At 60.6% G+C, this 18,245-nt stretch carries 16 protein-coding genes; 5 read left to right on the top strand and 11 right to left on the bottom strand.

The features are described from left to right. Window positions 1-11: 11 nt before the first annotated feature. Genes RI103_RS22270 through RI103_RS22260 form a run of 3 tightly spaced genes read right to left on the bottom strand, consistent with a single transcriptional unit; the run spans window position 12 to window position 3,031 of the window. Window positions 12-494 carry a chemotaxis protein CheD gene (locus RI103_RS22270; protein ID WP_310817664.1) on the bottom strand — a complete coding sequence of 161 codons (483 nt, stop codon included), beginning with the start codon at window positions 492-494 and terminating at the stop codon, window positions 12-14. Further along, entirely contained in the window at window positions 487-1,314 is an 828-nt protein-coding gene (locus RI103_RS22265) for a protein-glutamate O-methyltransferase CheR (RefSeq protein ID WP_310818538.1), read from the bottom strand. Before RI103_RS22265 ends, RI103_RS22270 begins: the two co-directional genes overlap by 8 nt. Before the next feature lie 19 nt (window positions 1,315-1,333). Then, on the bottom strand, window positions 1,334-3,031 hold the full coding sequence (locus tag RI103_RS22260) for a methyl-accepting chemotaxis protein (protein ID WP_310817663.1): 1,698 nt from the start codon (window positions 3,029-3,031) through the stop codon (window positions 1,334-1,336). Between the two features lie 687 nt (window positions 3,032-3,718). Between RI103_RS22260 and RI103_RS22255 the strand changes: the two genes are divergently transcribed. Continuing rightward, window positions 3,719-4,639, top strand: coding sequence for a LysR family transcriptional regulator (locus RI103_RS22255; protein ID WP_310817661.1), 921 nt, complete (start codon window positions 3,719-3,721; stop codon window positions 4,637-4,639). Window positions 4,640-4,663: 24 nt separating this feature from the next. Here the strand turns inward: RI103_RS22255 and RI103_RS22250 are convergent, their stop codons facing one another. The 7 genes from RI103_RS22250 to dctP all read right to left on the bottom strand — a co-directional run bounded on the left by RI103_RS22250 (window position 4,664) and on the right by dctP (window position 11,759). Next, complete coding sequence (locus RI103_RS22250) at window positions 4,664-5,839, bottom strand: porin (RefSeq protein ID WP_310817660.1); 1,176 nt, start codon at window positions 5,837-5,839, stop codon at window positions 4,664-4,666. Between the two features lie 266 nt (window positions 5,840-6,105). After that, on the bottom strand, window positions 6,106-7,404 hold the full coding sequence (locus RI103_RS22245; protein ID WP_310817659.1) for a TRAP transporter large permease: 1,299 nt from the start codon (window positions 7,402-7,404) through the stop codon (window positions 6,106-6,108). Further along, window positions 7,401-8,018 carry a TRAP transporter small permease gene (locus RI103_RS22240; protein WP_310817658.1) on the bottom strand — a complete coding sequence of 206 codons (618 nt, stop codon included), beginning with the start codon at window positions 8,016-8,018 and terminating at the stop codon, window positions 7,401-7,403. Before RI103_RS22240 ends, RI103_RS22245 begins: the two co-directional genes overlap by 4 nt. 64 nt (window positions 8,019-8,082) lie before the next feature. Next, complete coding sequence (locus RI103_RS22235; RefSeq protein ID WP_310817656.1) at window positions 8,083-8,397, bottom strand: DUF4387 domain-containing protein; 315 nt, start codon at window positions 8,395-8,397, stop codon at window positions 8,083-8,085. A gap of 2 nt (window positions 8,398-8,399) precedes the next feature. Beyond that, a complete protein-coding gene (locus RI103_RS22230) occupies window positions 8,400-9,764 on the bottom strand; it encodes an acyclic terpene utilization AtuA family protein (protein ID WP_310817654.1) in 1,365 nt (454 codons plus the stop codon). 51 nt (window positions 9,765-9,815) lie between these two features. Then, on the bottom strand, window positions 9,816-10,727 hold the full coding sequence (locus tag RI103_RS22225; RefSeq protein ID WP_310817652.1) for an SMP-30/gluconolactonase/LRE family protein: 912 nt from the start codon (window positions 10,725-10,727) through the stop codon (window positions 9,816-9,818). Between the two features lie 30 nt (window positions 10,728-10,757). After that, window positions 10,758-11,759 (bottom strand): TRAP transporter substrate-binding protein DctP, encoded by a 1,002-nt coding sequence (gene dctP / locus RI103_RS22220; RefSeq protein WP_310817651.1) that lies wholly within the window; start codon window positions 11,757-11,759, stop codon window positions 10,758-10,760. A 477-nt stretch (window positions 11,760-12,236) separates the two neighbouring features. On the opposite strand from dctP, the gene RI103_RS22215 reads away from it, so the two are divergent. The 4 genes from RI103_RS22215 to RI103_RS22200 all read left to right on the top strand — a co-directional run bounded on the left by RI103_RS22215 (window position 12,237) and on the right by RI103_RS22200 (window position 16,344). Beyond that, window positions 12,237-13,160 carry an amidohydrolase family protein gene (locus RI103_RS22215; protein ID WP_310817650.1) on the top strand — a complete coding sequence of 308 codons (924 nt, stop codon included), beginning with the start codon at window positions 12,237-12,239 and terminating at the stop codon, window positions 13,158-13,160. 156 nt (window positions 13,161-13,316) lie between these two features. After that, complete coding sequence (locus RI103_RS22210; RefSeq protein ID WP_310817649.1) at window positions 13,317-14,201, top strand: intradiol ring-cleavage dioxygenase; 885 nt, start codon at window positions 13,317-13,319, stop codon at window positions 14,199-14,201. A 207-nt stretch (window positions 14,202-14,408) separates the two neighbouring features. After that, the gene (locus RI103_RS22205) at window positions 14,409-15,482 is read left to right on the top strand and encodes a maleylacetate reductase (RefSeq protein ID WP_310817647.1); all 1,074 of its coding nucleotides are present in this window, start codon (window positions 14,409-14,411) and stop codon (window positions 15,480-15,482) included. Window positions 15,483-15,654: 172 nt separating this feature from the next. Further along, the gene (locus RI103_RS22200) at window positions 15,655-16,344 is read left to right on the top strand and encodes a TetR/AcrR family transcriptional regulator (RefSeq protein WP_310817646.1); all 690 of its coding nucleotides are present in this window, start codon (window positions 15,655-15,657) and stop codon (window positions 16,342-16,344) included. An 82-nt stretch (window positions 16,345-16,426) separates the two neighbouring features. Here the strand turns inward: RI103_RS22200 and RI103_RS22195 are convergent, their stop codons facing one another. Beyond that, a complete protein-coding gene (locus RI103_RS22195) occupies window positions 16,427-18,181 on the bottom strand; it encodes an FAD-dependent monooxygenase (RefSeq protein WP_310817645.1) in 1,755 nt (584 codons plus the stop codon). Window positions 18,182-18,245 lie beyond the last annotated feature (64 nt).

The following is an 18,245-nucleotide window of genomic DNA, read 5'->3' as shown; positions in this document are numbered from 1 at the left end:
GGAAATCCCGTTCAGAAGGTGCGGGCAATCTTTTTCACAACGAACGCATGCTCATGGCAATCGATCAGCAGTTGCCTGCCGCATTCGCCGCCGACATCCGTATGCACCACGCGCACACCCAGCCTTTCGAGCAACTGCTGCGCGGTGCGCACGTTCTGCTCGCCAATCGGCGGATGGGTCGGACCGCGCACGTAATGCACCATATTTGCGCCACCGGCTAGCACCGCCTCGAGTGCATGGTGCGAGGCACGCTGTACCTGCATCAAGGTAAGCAGCGAGGGAATGGCCTGCGTCACATATTTGGCGCCGACCCTCTCAGGCCGGTCTTGCGCATCGGGCAGCAGACAATGGGCGAGTCCGTAGATGCCGCGCTCGCGCCACATCAGGGCGATCCCCACGCAGGAGCCGAGCGTGGCGCGCAACACGTCGCGATCGCTGCCACTGCCAATGCCGATCGCGCACATATGCACCTGAATTTCACGCGGGTCAGTCACGTGCGCCCTCCCCATTGCGGTAGATCAGCGGCTGCTCGAATGCGAAGCCCATATCGAAGCGGCTCAGCGACTCGGATTCCCCGACGATCAGCACGCCCCCGGGGGCCATCGCGCGACGTACGTTTTCGAGCACGGCTTGCTGGCCGTCGGCGTCGAAATAGATCAGCACATTGCGCAAGAACGTGACGTCGAACGAGCCGAGGTCGCGTGGCCGCTGGTGCAGGTTGTGTTTGCGAAACGTGACGTTGGCGCGCAATGCTGGACCCGCGCAAAAAAGCTCCTCGTGCGCGCTGAAGTATTTCTTCAACAACTCGGGATGCGTCTGTGAGAGTCCATCAATACTGCGGCCGTGATACTGCGCAGCGGCCGCCTTGCGCAGGATGCCGTCCGCGATGTCCGTTGCCACGATGCGATAACGGAATGCCGGATGCGCGAGGCGAAACTCCTCGCACAGCATTGCCACCGTGTACGCCTCTTCGCCGCTCGACGCCGCCGCCGACCACACCCGCAGCGGCGTGTCGGGACGCGCGTCGAACCAGCGCGGCAGGAATTGCTGCGCGAAGTACTCCCAGATGCGCGGCGTACGGAAGAACGACGTCTCGTTGGTGGTGACGAGATCGATGAAATCGTTCACCTCCTCCGGCTTCGCTTCGAGCACCTGCAGATAATCGCGATAATCCGGTAACGCCAGTTCCCGCAGGCGCCGGCGCAAACGGCCCTCCAGCAGAGTCCACTTGCGCTCGCTCATCGCGATTCCGGTATGCCTCCGCACCTGATCGAAGAAGGCGCGACGGGTCGCCTGATCGACCTCACGATCCATATCCACGACGCCTCCTGCTTTAGACGACGAAGCGCGTGACCATTTGATCGAGCGTTTGTGCGCCTTGCATCAGCGTGGCGCTGGCGCGCGCAATCGTGTCGCAGGCACCGGCGGACTTCTCGGTCTCCTCGGCGACTTGCTGGATCGCGGCGCTGACCTCGCGGGCGGCGATCAGCTGCTCGTCGGCGCCGCAGGAAATCTCCGAGATTGCATGCGTGGTACGGCTCACGCCTGCCACGATCTTGTCGAAGGCTTCGCCGGCCTGCTTCGAGATTTCGCTACCCTGCGCGACGCGCTTGACCGATTCGTTGATCAGCTTGGAGATTTCCTTGGTCGCCTGCGACGAACGCTCGGCGAGCTTGCGCACTTCGTCGGCCACCACGGAAAAGCCCAGACCATGTTCGCCGGCGCGGGCCGCTTCGATGGCCGCATTGAACGCGAGCAGATTGGTCTGGCTGGCAATCTCGCCGATCACCTTGATGATCTCGCTGATGTCTTCGGACGACTTGTTGATCAGGTCCATCGCTTCGATCGAGCGGGCAATCGCCTTCGCGCCGCGCTCGGCTTCCTGTTGCGTATCTTTGGCGAGGTTGTCGGCGCTGCGCGAATTGTCGGCGATCGAATTGATCGACGCCGTCAGCTCTTCGATGGATGCGTTCATTTCCTCGACAGTTGCACCCAGCAACTGCGCGCCGCTCGCGACCGTATTCGCGCGTCCGGCGATGTCCTGCGATGAAGCCGTAAAGCCACCGGCCGATTCGACCACCTTGCCGATCACGCCGCGCAGGTCGTCCATCATGCGTTGGATGCCGGCGGCGAGCTGATCGATCGGCTCGTCGCCGGCAAGCTCGACCGTGCCGGTCAGATTGCCCGCAGCGGCCTGGTTGACCACATCCAGCAGCGCCGCGACCTTGCGCTGATCGTCTTCGGCGCGCACGCGCACCTGGTCTTCCAGCGCGACCTGAGCCGTCACGTCAGTGGCGAATTTGATGACCTTGGAGAGGCGTCCTGCGACGTCGAAAATCGGGTTGTAGCTGGCCTGAATCCACACTGTGCGACCGCCTTTGCCAAGGCGCTTGTAGCGGCCGGCGTCGAACTCGCCGCGATTGAGCTTGGCCCAGAAATCACGATATTCGGCAGTGACGGTGTAGGCGTCCTCACAGAACAGGCGGTGATGTCTGCCCTGGATTTCGTCGAGCCGGTAGCCGAGCGTGTCGAGGAAATTCTGGTTGGCAAACAGCACGTTGCCGGACAGATCGAATTCAATCACGGCCTGAGCGCGGTCGATGGCGCGCACCTTACCTTCGTATTCGGCGGTCTGCTGGCGCGCGGCGGTGATGTCGGTCGCGAACTTGACGACCTTGTAGGGCTTGCCGTGCGCATCGAATACCGGGTTATACGACGCATTGATCCAGACCTCGCGCCCGCCGCGTCCCACTCGTTGATATTCGCCGTGATCGAATTCGCCGCGGCCCAGCTTTTCCCAGAACTGGCGGTAGGCGTGACTATCGGCGTGGGCGGGGTCGCAGAACATCCGATGATGTTGGCCACGCACTTCATCGAGCGTGTAGCCGAGCGTCTTGAGGAAATTGTCATTGGCGTGCAGGACAATGCCGTGCAGATCGAATTCAATGACAGCCTGAACGCGGTTCAGCGCCGCGCTGACCGCGCTGAGTTCATGCAGTTCCAGGTGCCGCTCGGGCGATGAATGCTCCACTTCGTTTCCTTCATTGAACGGACGTGAAAAATCAAAGTACGCCGGTGCCCGCCACCAGTACGATCCCAAACAAAGCGATCATCGTATTAAGGCCGGCGCGAATCGACAGGTTCTTCAACATGCTCCTGCTCTCACAAAGACGCTGAGCAGTTGGCGCCAGGCTTCAGGTTTCTGAAGTACATGGACTCATTCTCCAATGACGATGGCACTGCGGTTTTCCAGATCAATCGCGGCAATTCATCGCAATTCGGCGGCCGATTTGAAGCCGGAAGGTCAGGTGTCGGTCAGAAGGCACCACGGGCGGTTGCAAGCAGCCCGGACTGCGTACCTTTTCAAGCAGCATTCGCGCGTTTCGCGAAAGCGAACAGAAAGCTCGCGTTATCGGTTCGACAACTTGTAAACAGTTATTTAATGTTTATCGGTTCGAACCGGTCGAACTTTAGAGGCTGCTGCGAACCCCGCGTCGTTCGCGGCCATCTTCCCGTCGAGCGATTGAACGGAGATCAGCGTAGTTTCGGCGCGGAACTCCACGACTGCGCACGCACCAGCAGCTTGCACCACAATTGCGCCTCACCTATTCTGTATGTACTGCGTTCACGCGCAGCACGTCTATTCATCTGTTGAGACGCGCCACGAAAAAGAGACCGGCGCGCGAAGAGCGCGGCACTCTACAAGGAAACGTTCCGGATGGCCTATCTGCTCGACACTACTACCGCGCGTCTTTTCGTCGCCGTCATCGAGGAAGGCAGCATCGCCGGCGCGGCGCGCCGCGAAAACATCGTGCCGTCGGCGGTCAGCAAGCGTGTCAGCGAACTCGAACAGCGGCTAGGTCATCGTCTGTTGACGCGTCACGCGGGCGGTGTCGAGATGACGCCGACCGGCGCGATTGTGCTGCGCCGTGCGCGTAACCTGATTCATGAAGCCGGTCAGCTCGATGTGGAGCTTGCGCAACTGAGCGCAGGTGTCGAGGGCCACGTGCGCATCGTCGCGAGCGAAACCACGCTGGTTGGTTACCTGCCCGAAATTCTTGGACAGTTCCTGCAGCGTCATCCCGCTGTTCATGTCGATCTCGAAGAGCGCGCGAACGCCGATGTCGCTGCGGCGATCGAGAGGCACGGCGCGGATCTCGGCATCTACGCCGGCGACACGCCACCCGGCGGCTTGTGGGTGCGGCCTTGTTTTCGCGATCAGATCATAGCGGTGATGCGTGAAGAACATGCGCTCGCGGCGCAGCCGGGCGTCACGCTCATTCAGCTCCTCGATCACGAAATCATCGGCGACGACGAACGCGGCGCATTGAGCGGTCTGCTCAATCGCCAGGCGGCCGCCTACGGCTGCACGATGCGCACCCGCGTGCGCGCGCGGGGCTTCGACCTTGCGTGCCGCCTCGCACAGGAAGGGCTCGGCGTCGGCATCGTCGCGGAAAGCACGTCGTTGCTGCTGCTTGCCGAAGCGATGGGGCTCGTCGCGCGGCCGCTGCTCGAACCGTGGGCACGGCGCGAGCACCGCGTATGCGTGCGGCAGCCGGACGAATTATCCACCGCCGCGCGCCTGATGCTCGCCCATATTCTCGGCAAGCAGGACCATGCGGCCGATACACTGTTTTGAACTCCGCCTGCACATATCGTAGCGTCAGAACGTATGCCGGAAACCGAGCCGCACGACTGCCTGATGATTGGTCGAGGCCGCCGTCACCTGGTTGATCGCCGCCACCGCCGACTTGCCCGTCGAATCGAAACCGAGCGCCTTCTGGTAGACACCGATCACGTAGATGTCGGTGCGCTTCGACAGGAAGTAATCGGCGCCGACAGTGCCCTGATGGTACTGCGCAGCGTCGCGCCCCTGAACCGACGAGCCGTGTGTGTAATCGTACTCGGCCCCCAGCACCAATGCCGGCGTCAACTGGTATTTGTAGCTCACTTCGACGTTGTTGAAAAAGGCGCTGCCCGTGTAGTGCAGCACGTTCGGGCCGCTCGTCGCCGCGTTGCCGAGCCCGCTGAAGCGCGTGTACGAATAAGTCGCGCCGAACGTTGACGCACCGAACGTGTAATTGCCGCCCGCGCCGGCCACCTCGTAAGTGCTCGCCGACGCGTAGCCGCTATACACCGGGCTGGTGATGTTGTTGGTCGCAGCCGTCAACGTCGATGATGAACTGGTGCCGAAGAAACTGACGTTCGGATTGCGCGCATTCAGGTACGCGATACCCAGCAGCAGCGGCCCGTTCGTGTAGCCGGCGCCCAGCGACCATACCTGGTTGCGCCCGGTGTTGCCTGCAATGCCGCCGAAGCTGTACATGCCGCCGAACGTCACGCCGTCGTAGGTGGCGCTCGTGTACTTGACCGTATTGTTCACGCGCTGCGTGTTGTCGAAATTGTCGAGATCGCCGGGGTGCGAGCCGATCGTGCCGCCCCACTGATCGCCGACCGTGACGGGCCCGACATAGTCGACAACGGAGTCGTACTGGCGGCCCATCGTCACCGTGCCGTACGGCGTCGTCAGGCCCACGTATGCCTGGCGGCCGAACATCAGGCCGCCCTGCCCGAGCTTGCCGCTGTTCACGTCGGATCCGTTTTCGAGCCGGAAAATGGCCTTCAGGCCGCCGCCAAGGTCTTCCGTGCCGCGTAGCCCGAAGCGGCTGCCGCCGTGCACGCCGCTCACCATGCTGTACTGCTGGTGTCCGCCCGCGTTGGTGTTGTATTCGAGACCTTCGTCGATCAACCCGTACAGCGTCACGCTCGATTGCGCGAAAGCGGGCACCGCGGCGCCCATCGCCAGGGTCGTCAATACATATGAAATTCTGCGCTTCATGCTCGTCTCCTTAATTTCATTAGTATGCCGAACAATAAGACATACGCCTCTGTTCGGCCGTGTTATGCATGGCTCTGATTTTCCTTGCTGGTTGTTGTCCGCCGCGGTCTGGATTTCCTTGCGCGTATTGCGCACGGCGTCTCGCTTTCGAAGCGTGAACTGGCCCGTGGCACTGCTCGAACGAGCGCCGTCGGATGATCGGATGCAAGCGTTTCAGGATCCGCGGATCGGGCGTGGTGCGCCGCGCGCGTACTTCGTCAAGGCCGCTACATTCTTCCCGGCAGCCACAGCACCAGATCGGGCCACACGGAGAGGATCAGCAGAAGGACGAACATGATCACGTGAAAAGGCATCGTGCCTAATACCACGTCGCGCAATACGCCCGTCCAGATGCTCTGAATCACGAAGAGATTGATGCCGATCGGCGGCGAGATCTGGCCGAGTTCGATATACATCACGAGAATCACGCCGAACCAGATGGGACTGATGCCGTATTGCAGCAGCACAGGGTGCAGCAGCGGCACGGTGACCACCATCATGCCGATGCTTTCGACGAGACAGCCCAGCACGCTGTACAGCAGGAACAGCGCAAAAAAGAACTCGAGCCGCGAAAGCTGCAGGCCGACGATCCAGCCGGTCAGCTCTTCGCCGAGGCCAGAGGTGTCGATCGCATACGCGAAGATGAACGCCGCGTAGATGATGAAAAGCAGATTGCCGACGATCAGCACCGTGCGGCGCAGCGCCTGGCGGAACTTGTCGAGTGTCAGCTCTCCCATGAGGATCGCCAGTATCGTCGCGAAAATGCAGCCGGCCGTTGCCGCTTCGACGGGCGTCACCAGCCCGAAGTACATGCTGCCCATGGTGCCGCCGATCAGCAACACGAACGGCACGACGTCGGCGAGCGCGCGGCCCAGTTCCGCCAACGACACCAGCGGCGGTTCGGCGGGCGTGGAATGTGGACGGACCAGCGCATAGATGGCCACGTAGATCATGAACATCGCCGTCAGCATCAGGCCGGGAATCACGCCCGCCATGAAGAGCCTTGCAATCGACGTATCCGTCAGGCTGCCGTAGATGATCAGCGCGACGCTGGGCGGAAACAGGATGCCGAGCGTGCCGCCCGCGGCGAGCGAACCCGCCGACAAACGCGGCTCATAGCCTCGTCGCAGCAACTGCGGCAGCGCCACTCCGCCGATAGATGCTGCCGTCGCCACGCTCGACCCGGTAATCGCCGCGAACAGCGCGCAGCCGACTATATTGGTTTGCACGAGCCCGCCCGGCACGCGGCACACGAGCCGCGACAGCCCGCGGTAGATGCGCGAACTGAGCCCGCTGAACTGCATGATCTCCGCCATCAGCACGAAGAGCGGCACGGCTGTCAGCGTGAAACTGTCCATGCTGCCCCACGTGACGAGGCCGAGACCGCGCAGCGCATCCAAGCCGTTCTGCAGGATCAGATAGAGCGTGCCTGGGACGGCGATCGCGAAGGGCACCGACATGCCGCAGGCAAGCAGGCTTAGGAACGCGCCGAACGAAAATGCGATCTGAAGTTCCGGTGACATCATCTGGCTCCCCAGCGCCGGCCGATCGCACCGGCAAGCCAGACGAGATTCATAGCAAGGCTCTTCGCCACCGCGATGCACAGCGCGGCCGCGCCGATCGGCAAGGCTATCTGCGGAATCCACAGCGGCGTCATCAGAATGGTCGATGCGAGTTCGCCGGATTGCCACGAGCCATGTTCGAGCAGGAACATCTGCCAGAACAGAATGACGCTGAATGCGAGCGACAGCAGGTCGAAGATCACCATCGACACCGCCTGTCCCAGTTCGGACAAGCGCGCCTGCACGAAATCGACGCGATGAAAATAGCCGTGCGACTGGCACACGGACAGGCTGAAGAACGCCAGCGCCGCCAGCAGATAACCGCCGAATTCGTCGGAGAGCTGGAACGAGAAGCCAAAGAGATTGCGCGTGACCAGCTCGGTGCCGATGATGCCGATCATCGCCAGGATGATCAGCTTGCACGCCCACAGAAACACCCATTCGAGCCGGCCCGGGTGCGACACCGGCGCGAACGGACTATGCCCGTGATGCAGCGTCTGCTGCAGCGCGATCCGTTCGGCGTCCGTGCCGGGCTGCGTTTCCGGCCCAGACGCTGCCGGGTCATTGTTTTGCGCCATGAAACGTCCCCTCCTTCGATTCCGTCATCGTGCGTGACCGGTTCACCGTCATACTGCATCGCGGCTAGTCGGGAATCTCCAGGCCGAGCAACGGTGCATATTGCTGGCCGCCGTACACGTCGTTGTCGAGTTTCGAGCCGGAGCTTTGCGGACGCGGGAAGCTTACCTTCACCGCGAGCGCCGCGTCATGATTGACGACGATCACGTCCTCGATGTCGCGCCGGAATGTGCGAGCAATGTCCTTCGCGTTGATCACATTGCTGTCGCGCACGCGCCGATAGACGGCCTCGTCGCTGAACATCACGTCGAAAGTCAGCCAGAACGGGCCCGCATTTTTTGAACGCACCAGAACGGCCAGGTCGCCGATGGTCTTTGCCATGATCAAAGCTCCTCGAATTCGGTGGAAAAGAGACTGGTCGGCGAGTCGGGTACGAGCACGTGATTAAGGTGAAACTCGTACACGGGGCCGCGATTGATTTCGTTCGGCGAGTACGGATACGCGACACCGGAAATCAGGCCGTTCCATTTCGGAATCGGGTTGTGCACGGCCAGATGCGACACACTGCTCGCAATGGTGTGCGACAGTTCCTGCGATTCGCTGATGATGTCCCACAGGATCATGATCTCGTGGCCCTTGATGACCGGCTCCGGCTCGAGCTCGCCCATCACGCCGTTGCGGCCGTAGACGCGCGTCACGATCTCGTATTTCTTGTCGCCGATGGTGTTTGACAGCCGGATGCCGATGTTGTCGTTCAGCTGCGCGAGCCACGAATCGAGATTTGCGATGATGTACGGATCGCGCACCGCGCCCGGAATGATCGTCGACCAGCCGCGCTGCCGCACGCCTTCGATCTTGATCGTGTATTCGGATGCCGGTTCGAAGCGCGAGCCCGACACGTTGACCGCGCGATCCGAAATCGCCTTGTATTGCGACTCTCGCGTGATCAGCGTGCCAGACGGCTCTTTCAGATCGAACGGATCAGCGTTCTCGTAGAGCGTGTGCGAAGCGACGCTTTGCGGCGTGCAGCGATAGTCCTCACGCATCGGGAAGACGTCGAAGGAATCGTCATGCAGCACCGCCATCATGCTGTCAGGCGCAAGCCGCACCGCCACGGCGGCCGCGCCGCACTCAAGGATCTTCGCCATATGCCAGACCACGGCGGGATCGAAACCCTTCATCAGCGGCAGCGCCGCGTAGATCGACGTGTCGCTGCTGCGGCCCGCCAGCACCACCTGCGCACCCGCCTTGAGCGCTTCCTGGATCGGCTCGACACCCATCATCGCAACGATATGCATCGACTCGCTCACTTCCTCTTCCGTCAGCGGCTTCGACGGCTTCAGCGGACGCGAACGGCCGGCGCGAACGTGCTTGAGCACCACCTCTTTGGTCTGCTCGGAATGGATCACGGCCAGCTTGAAGTGCAGGTCCTGCTCGCGGGCAAGGTCGTGCACGATCTCCACCAGCGAGGCCAGCGACTTGTCTGATCCCGACGTGCCCGCCGAACCGATGATGAGCGGAATGCCCGCCTTCACCGCGCGCCCGAGAATATTGCTCACGTCGCGCCTGACGGCCGCCACCGAGAAATGGCTTTTGCCCTGCGCGAGACCGTTCGGACCGGAGTCTGTCGAGCCGGCATCGCAGCCGATCATCTCGGCGCCCATTTCGATAGCCTTGTCGATCGACTCCGCCCGGAAACCCGAGCCGAGCATGCCCGTTGCCGCTACCAGCTTAAAGATTTTGGTCATCTAAAGTACCTTTTCCAAAAAGATCGCGATAAACACCATGCGCTACGAGAGTCATTGGTGCGAGTACATGGCCCGGCCCGGCACGTCCATCTGTGCCGTGATGACGGTCCCCGTCGAGGACTCGGTGATGAACAGGGTCTTGTGTTCCGGGCCGCCATACGCGAGATTGGTCGTCATGCGTCCGCCGGTACACGATGCGATCCGGTAGAGCGGCTCGCCGAGCGCGCTGAATAGCCACACGCTACCGAGGCCCGCATGGGCGACGGCGATGTTGCCCTGCTCGTCGATTGCCATGCCGTCCGGGCCGCCGCCGCCCGACATCTGGATGAAGGTGCCCACTTTGCTGACGCCGCCGCGCGTCATCGGCACACGCCAGATTGCGTTAGCGCGCGTCACGGCAAGGAACACCATGGTTTCGTCGGCGTTGAGCACGAGACCGTTCGGGCTCGGCACGTTATCGAGCAGGATGTCGATGCCGCCGTTCGCACGCACGCGCACGAGACGCCCGGTCGGATCCTGGTGGCCGGACTGGCCCTGATCCGTGAAGTACAGGTCACCGTTGCTCGCGAACACGAGGTCGTTCGGACCTTTGAGGCGTTCCAGATTCGCGCGCACCAGAAACGGCTTCAGTTCGCTGCTGCCCGGTTCGAGCACGAGAATGCCGTTCTTCTGGTCCGCGATGAAAATGCGGCCATCCTTGTGGATCTTCAAACCGTTAGGTTCTCCGTCGTATTCGGCGATCACCTTGAACTTGCCATCGGGCGCAATGCGCAATACGCGACCGTACGGAATGTCGGTGCAGTACAGGTTGCCCTCGCGGTCAAAGGACGGACCCTCGAGAAACGACGTGGGCCGGCCGTGATGACGTCCTTCAAGCCAGTCGGTCGAACGGTTGCGGATTTCCAGTTCGACGGGAACCTTGGCGAATACGTGGGTATCCAGAAGCGGTGGGGCAGCGTACATGGGCGTGTCTCCGAGGCGAGGGAATCCAGTTCATTGGCCGAGTGCGGCGCGCAGCTTCGTCAGTTGCGCTTCGGCGTCGGGGCCGCGTGATTTGGCCCAGTCGCTCCAGTACGGGCGCATCATTGCAGTGATCGATTTCGCATCAGCGTCAGCGCCGGACGTGACGGTCATGCCCGCTTTCGCGAAACCGTCGGTCAAGGTCGTCTCATTGCTGCGCAGCAGCTGTGTGAGGTGGGTGGCCGCACTCGCGCCGAGCGCGGAAATCTTCTGCTGCATGGGCGGCGGCAGTTTGTTGAAGTCGACCAGATTGGCGGTGAAGATCACCGCGACGTAGTTCGCGCCGATGCGCAAGTTGTACTTGAGCAGGTCGTGCCAGATACGCCCGCCGCCCGAACTCGATGTCAGCACCGCGCTGACGATGCCGCGTTGCAAGGCCGCCGACACCTCCGGCGTGTCGATGCTGACGGGAATTGCCCCAGCCCGTTTCGCGAACTCGGCTTGTTCGGCGGTCGTCACGCGAATCTTCTGGCCCTTCAGATCTGCGAGCGACGTGAGCTTCTGCGTGCTCCACAGCACCTGTGGCGGGTAGTACGAGACGCCGAGCAGCTTCACGTTTTTCGAGGCCAGTTGCTGTTCCAGTATCGGCGTCAGTAGTTTGATGCCTGTGTCGAGCGCCGCGTCGTTCTGATAGAGGCCCGGCAGGGACAAAAGACCCGCGATCGGCACGAAACCCGTATAAGAACCCGAGTCCGTCAGGCCGAACTGCAGCACGTTGTCGCGAATCGCCGACGGAATCGTGCTCGATTTGATCGGCAGCGAGCCGCCGACGTTACAGGTGATCTGCACCGCGCCGTTAGTCGCGGTACCGATGTCACGGGCTAGCGCGACGAGCGCCTGGTAGGCCGGATCGGTCGACGATGGAAGATAGGTGTAGCAGCGCCAGTTGAATTCCGCCGCCGGCGTCGGTGTCGTCATAAACCACGGGCCAAACGCGAGCAGCGCCAACCACAGTGCGCGCACAGTCGTTTTCATCTGTCTCCTCCGCGGCGTTCAAGCGCCTTTGGGGTTTGTTTCTGCCGTCAATACTAGGAGGGATGCCACAAGCGGGAAATTGATCTTTGGAGATGGGGCCATCGCGATCGGAGATGGGGTGCAGGGTGGAGATCGACCGCCGGAGCAACGGCCCAACGAAACCCGCGACGGGCTGGTTCGCAAGTCGATGGCATGGTCTCGACGCTCACGCATGCATCTCCAGATTGCAAAGCATCATTGCGCTTCGTAGAACGCTACGGCTCAAAGTTCAGGCGGTTTCAGCGGCCCCATGGTCCTGCAAAAGAGCTCCCGCTTTGAGCCGTACGCCGGAAACTTCGCATCAATTCGACGAGCAGCATGCAGAAAGCCGCTCGTCACACTAAACTTTGCAATCGTAAAAAATAACGTATAAGATGAGTTCAAGCCGAGGGGCACCACCTCATCCCATGCGAGAGGCTAGTTCAGGAGACGACAGCCATGTCCAAGCGAAAAATTGATACACACCAGCATTTTCTGCCGAAGCTTTACGTGGACGCAGTTGGACTGGATCTGCTAAATGCGGCGATGCCGGGCGGCAAGGCCCCGACCTGGTCCGTCGAGGCAGCCATCGCGATGATGGATGAAAACGGAATCGACGAGGGTATTCTGTCGATTTCTTCCGGTCCCAGACTGCCGGATGCGGCCACGCTGCTGAGAAAATGCAACGACCACGCAGCGGAGCTCAGGTCCCGGCATACCGGACGGTTCGGCTCCTTCGCGAGCCTGCCGCTGCCGGACGTCGACGCAGCACTGAAGGAAGTCCGCTATTGTTTTGACGATTTGAAGGTAGATGGTTTCATTGCCTTTACGAACTACAACGGGCTGTATCTGGGAGACGACCATTTCACGCCGCTGTGGGAAGAACTGGACCGGCGCGGGAGCGTGGTTTTCATTCACCCTAACCAGCCGCCTCACGAAGCGCCGCCGGTGGCGCCGGCGTCCGTGATCGAGTATCCGTTCGAAACGACCCGTACAGCCACGAGCTTGATCATGTCGGGTGCAATGAGCCGTTTCAGGAACATTCGCTTCATCCTTTCGCATGCCGGGGGGACGTTGCCGTTTCTCGTACCTCGCATCGCTCTTTCGATTTCCATGATGCCCGAGGTGGCCGAGCGCGTGGGTGACACGTTGGCGGCGGTTAGGTCCTTCTACTTCGACACGGCACTCGCCGGCGGCTATGCGCCCCTCAGTGCGCTGGCGCACGTGGCAGACCCCGATCACATTCTCTTCGGAACGGACTTCCCGTTCGCACCGACAAGCGCAATTCGACAATTCGGCAAGGTGCTCGACGACATCCAGATTCCCGGCATCGAGATGGACAAGGTGTATGGGGAAAATGCTGCCCGCTTGCTTGCGCGCTGACGGTACAGGCAATCGGCGGCTCCCTGCTTTGCCGGGCAACAGATGAAAACGCTCTTTGGGCGTGCAGGGACAGTGAGGATGTAAGCGGCTCGGCGCTGGACGGCAAGGCTCCCATCTAACCGGTGGGGTCGGAAATGCGGAGTGCAAGGGAAGACAATGCGCAATATCAACGAAGACACCATCACTCAAGCGGTGCTGGAGGCGATGGCCGGTTGTACCCACGAGAGGCTGCGCACTGTGATGACCAGCCTTGTCCAGCATTTGCATTCGTTCGCCCGAGAGGTCAAGTTGACCGAAAGCGAATGGCGCTACGCAGTCGACTTCCTCACTGAGGTTGGCCACATCACTGACGAAAAACGCCAGGAGTTTGTACTTCTGTCGGATACGCTCGGCTTGTCGATGCTGGTTACCACCCAGAACAACCGCAAACCAGTCGAATGCACGGAAGCAACTGTTCTTGGCCCCTTCTTTGTTACCGGCGCCCCCGAATACAGTAACGGTGACGATATCTCCAACGGCGCGGCAGGCCTTCCCTGCTTTGTTACCGGCAGCGTTCGGGGTCTTTCGGGAGAACCCGTAGCCGGGGCGTCGATCGAGGTCTGGCAATCCGATGAAGACGGATACTACGATGTGCAGTACGGGGATCCTCAGGATACCCATGTGGAGTATCAAGCCCGTGGTCGTTTGCAGACGCTGCCGGACGGAGCCTTTCATTTCCGTTCGATTCTCGCCGAAGCCTATCCGATCCCACACGATGGCCCCGTCGGTCGCATGCTCGATGCGCTCGGACGCCACCCGTGGCGCCCAGCCCACTTGCACTTCTGGATCAAGGCGTCAGGCTACGAACCCTTGATCACACACGTATTCCGCAACGGGGACAAGTACCTCGACTCGGATGCCGTATTCGGCGTGCGCTCAACCTTGATCGTTGACTGGGTCCAACATCCGCCGGGTATCGCGCCGGATGGTACTGCCATGGATACTCCGTTCTATACGCTCGACTATGACTTCGTTCTCAACCCATCGGAGCACGGGTCATGAACGTGCGCGTCGATATACAGCGAGCGCCAAAGAACGGGCACGCTGACGAAGTGACCGCCAGTTTATCTATGAGACCCATATCCGCGGCGAGAATTAGCGCAATTTTCCGTGCGCCGCATCTTCAGCCGCGACGCCAGCGCAATGATTTGCCGCTAGCCGGTTGGCCATGCAATGTACCGCTCCAGCATCGACTCGCCGGGATCCGCCATGTCAGCATCTGAATTCGTCTATAACGGACGCGGCACACGTGTCGTCTTTGGGGCCGGCTCGCGCGCCCATATCGAACGTGAATTGCACACGCTGCAGGTTCAACGTGCTCTGGTGCTGTGTAGTCAGGAGCAGCGCACATTGGGTGTATCGGTGGCCGATCAGTTAGGTGCGCGCGCAGCGGGCATCTTCGATCGCGCTGCCATGCACGTGCCGGTTGAGCTGGTCGCTGAAGTACGCACGGTTGCCGCGTCGTTGAATGCCGACTGTATCATCGCCGTGGGCGGCGGCTCCGCAATCGGCCTCGCGAAGGGCCTCGCCCTTGAGACGAACCTGCCGATTCTCGCCGTGCCGACAACCTATGCCGGCAGTGAGATGACGCCCATATTCGGGTTGACCGAATCGGGCCTGAAGCGAACAGGTACTGATTTACGCGTGCTGCCGAAAACGGTAGTCTACGATCCAGACCTGACACTGACCTTGCCGGCAGGGATGTCGGTAACGAGCGGCATCAATGCAATTGCACATGCTGCAGAAGGCCTGTATTCACGTGATGCCAATCCTCTTACCAGCCTGATGGCCGAAGAGGGCATCGCGGCGCTAGCGCGCAGTTTGCCTCGAATCGTCGCACAGCCCAACGACCCGGCCGCACGCGCCGATGCACTCTATGGCGCCTGGCTCTGCGGTGCAGTGCTCGGAAGCGTCGGTATGGCTTTGCACCATAAGCTATGCCATACGCTCGGCGGCAGTTTCAATCTGCCGCACGCGCCCACTCATACCATTGTGCTTCCACACGCGTTGGCGTACAACGCCAACGCTGTGCCCGATGCGATGCAACGTATTGCGCGGGCGCTCGGGCATGACAACGCCGCACAGGGTCTATACGAACTCGCGCGCGCAAACGGTGCGCCCGTCGCGCTGAAAGAGATTGGCCTGCTGGAGGAACAACTCGACCAGGCCGCCGACACCGCGTGCAACAACGCCTACTGGAATCCCCGTCCACTGGAACGCGGAGCAATTCGAGCGTTGCTGCAGCGGGCATTTGACGGTAGCGCGCCGAACGATGGGTTGTAGGGCCGCCTCGCTCAGATGTCGAAAAACAAGCGGCAGCAAAATATTCGCACCTATATGACGCAAGCTCGACACAATCGACAGTCATGGAGTCGACCCTCGCATTGAAGTTGGCAGATCGCCTACTAGTGTGATTGGCAGACGTTCATTTCAACGTGCCGCAACGCATTCGTACATGGCATCACTAACACCACCTGACACAGGAAATATCGGGCCACGTCGACCCGCGGAACTGAGGCGTTCTGAACAGCAGCGTGCGCAGGAAACCCGTTCGGCCATTCTAAATGCGGCTCTCGCCGAATTCTCATCAAAAGGTTTTGAGGCCGCGAGTATTCGTAGCATTGCAGACCGGATCGGGATGCAGCATCCGCTCATTACCTATCACTTTCGCTCCAAAGAGATTCTGTGGCAGGCGGTAGCTGAGTATGTATTCGAACGTGTCCGGCAGGAACATGATGCGAGTCTGTCCAGCTTCGGTCCGGCTAGTGCAACCGACCGACTCAAGCTGGCATATAGGGCGCTGTTTCGCTTCACGGTAAACTTTCCAGAGTTTCACCGCTTCATCCTTCAGGAGTCGCTAGGTCACAGCGCGCGGTTGCAATGGCTCGCGGACTCTATCTTAAAGCCGCTGATCGGTTGGCTGCTGCCGCAAATCCGCGCTGCCCAAACGGAACATGCCGTACCCAACGTGGAGCCTATTGTTTTCCACTACATGATGATCAGCCTGACGTCGACGCTGTCAGGCTTCGGGCCGGAATTTTCGGCGACCAGTAATCTATCGCCGTCTGATCCGGTGCTGGTCGAGGAGTATTGGTGCACTGTAGAACGAGTCGTGTTTGGAACATTGCGACGCTCCAGCCGATAACTAACCAAGCTCGAATTGTGTAAGCGTCTCGCCGTTGAAAGCGTAATCACGCGAGTGCGGGCAAGACGCTTGCCTTCAGACATTATTTCGAAAGCACATGCTGCAATACACGACGAAGCTCGGCGGCCGGATCACTCGGCAAGGCGAGACTACGCCACGCCACATGATGGTCCGGACGGGTCAATACGCAACCGCTGTCGCCGATTTCGCGCACGCGAGCCCAGTCGCCAGTATGATCCGCGTACGCCTGCCGCGGACCGATAACGTGTACGTCAAGCTTCAACCCGAGTTCCTCGCCGACTCGTGCGGCAGCTTCAACCCATGCTTCACCACCGAGGCCGGTGAACAACACGAATCGCCCATGTCCGGCGAGGTCAAGTGTGGAGTGTGGCCGTCCACGGGAATCGAAAACCCAGGCATGCGGCAGGCGTGCGCCAGGCCATGTCGTCGCCTGGTAATACAATTCACGGTCACGCGCGAACGCTGGCTCCGCCTGCCCATCCGTCAATGCGGCGCTCGATTGATATCGTTGATTCATCTCCACGCCATGGGCGTCCAGTTCGTATCGCTTGAACGCCAACGCCTCCCGAATTGCGGCCCGCTGTTTTTCCGCGGCCTCGGTGGTTCCGCTTCGAGCATGCATGTTCGCTTGCAAGACTTCCGCGTCGTTGGATTTGTCAATGCCAAGCGCGCTATAGAGCGGGGCGAATTCTGCGATCGATTGGTTTGCACGGGTGACGATCTGCTTGGCGATCGGCGCGCGCTCATCCGAATAGGTGTCCAGAAGCGCTTCGCCGGCGTACCCCTTGATGACTGACGCGAGCTTCCACGCCAGGTTGAACGCGTCCTGAATCGAAGTGTTGGAGCCCAACCCACCAGACGGCGGGTGCCGGTGGGCCGCGTCGCCCATGCAAAACACTCTTCCATCATGCATGCGAGTGGCGTACATGTTGTTGACTGTCCAGGTATTCGCACCCAACAGTTCGATCTCGAGATCCGGCTTGCCCACCAGTTGGCGTGCGATCGTTGTGGCCTTCTCCTTGTCCACGACAGGGGCAGGCTCATTGATGTCATAGCCCCAGACAATCAACCACTCGTTCCAAGGCCGAACCATCCGGATCAGGCCCATGCCAATACCGCCTACCTCTGCGCCGGGCTGCATGATTGGGTACAACACTGCCGGGCGGTGTGCAACGAATTCAGACAAATCCGCGCGGAACCAGATGTTCATCGACCCGCGCACGCCCATCTGCCCTTCGAAAGGCAGGCCCAGATCCTTTGCGACCTTGGAATTCCCTCCGTCTGCGCCGATAAGGTACCTTGATTTGACCGTGAACTCTTCCCCCGACAACCGATCACGGCAACGCGTCAGAACACCCTCGTCAGTCTGCGTATGATTCACATATTCCGTGCTCATCCGTGCCTCAGTACCTCGCGCGCAAGCCGTCTTGAAAAGCAACGGTTCCATGAACGTCTGCGGCAAGTCGTTCATCTTTGCCGGACTCGACAATTGGCGTTCCGCTCTCGAGAGCGGATGCAGTCCCCAACTCGGCACCCGGCCGATCTCTTCACCCGTCAGACTTTCGCAGAAAACCGTCCCGCCCATCAGATCCTGATCGGTCGCGTGCAGGTAAGCCTCCTGCTCCACTTGTTGACCGAGGTCGCGAAGGACCTCCATAGTGCGCAAGTTTGTGATGTGCGCTCGAGGCGTGTTGGCCAGCCAACGATACTGGTTGACCACCATGTTGTCGATACCGTACGTCGAAAGCAGCGCGGCACACGCTGATCCGGCCGGCCCCGTTCCGACGATGAGTACATCTGTGGTTATTTCATACATTCGACACCTCCAATTGTCAAACCTTAGTATTCCGTCTATTGCACGCCTTCGGATAACTAATTAA

Source organism: Paraburkholderia sp. FT54, from assembly GCF_031585635.1.
Lineage (GTDB): Bacteria > Pseudomonadota > Gammaproteobacteria > Burkholderiales > Burkholderiaceae > Paraburkholderia.
Note: the sequence above shows the minus strand (reverse complement) of the source record. Positions and strands in the feature narration are given on the sequence as shown.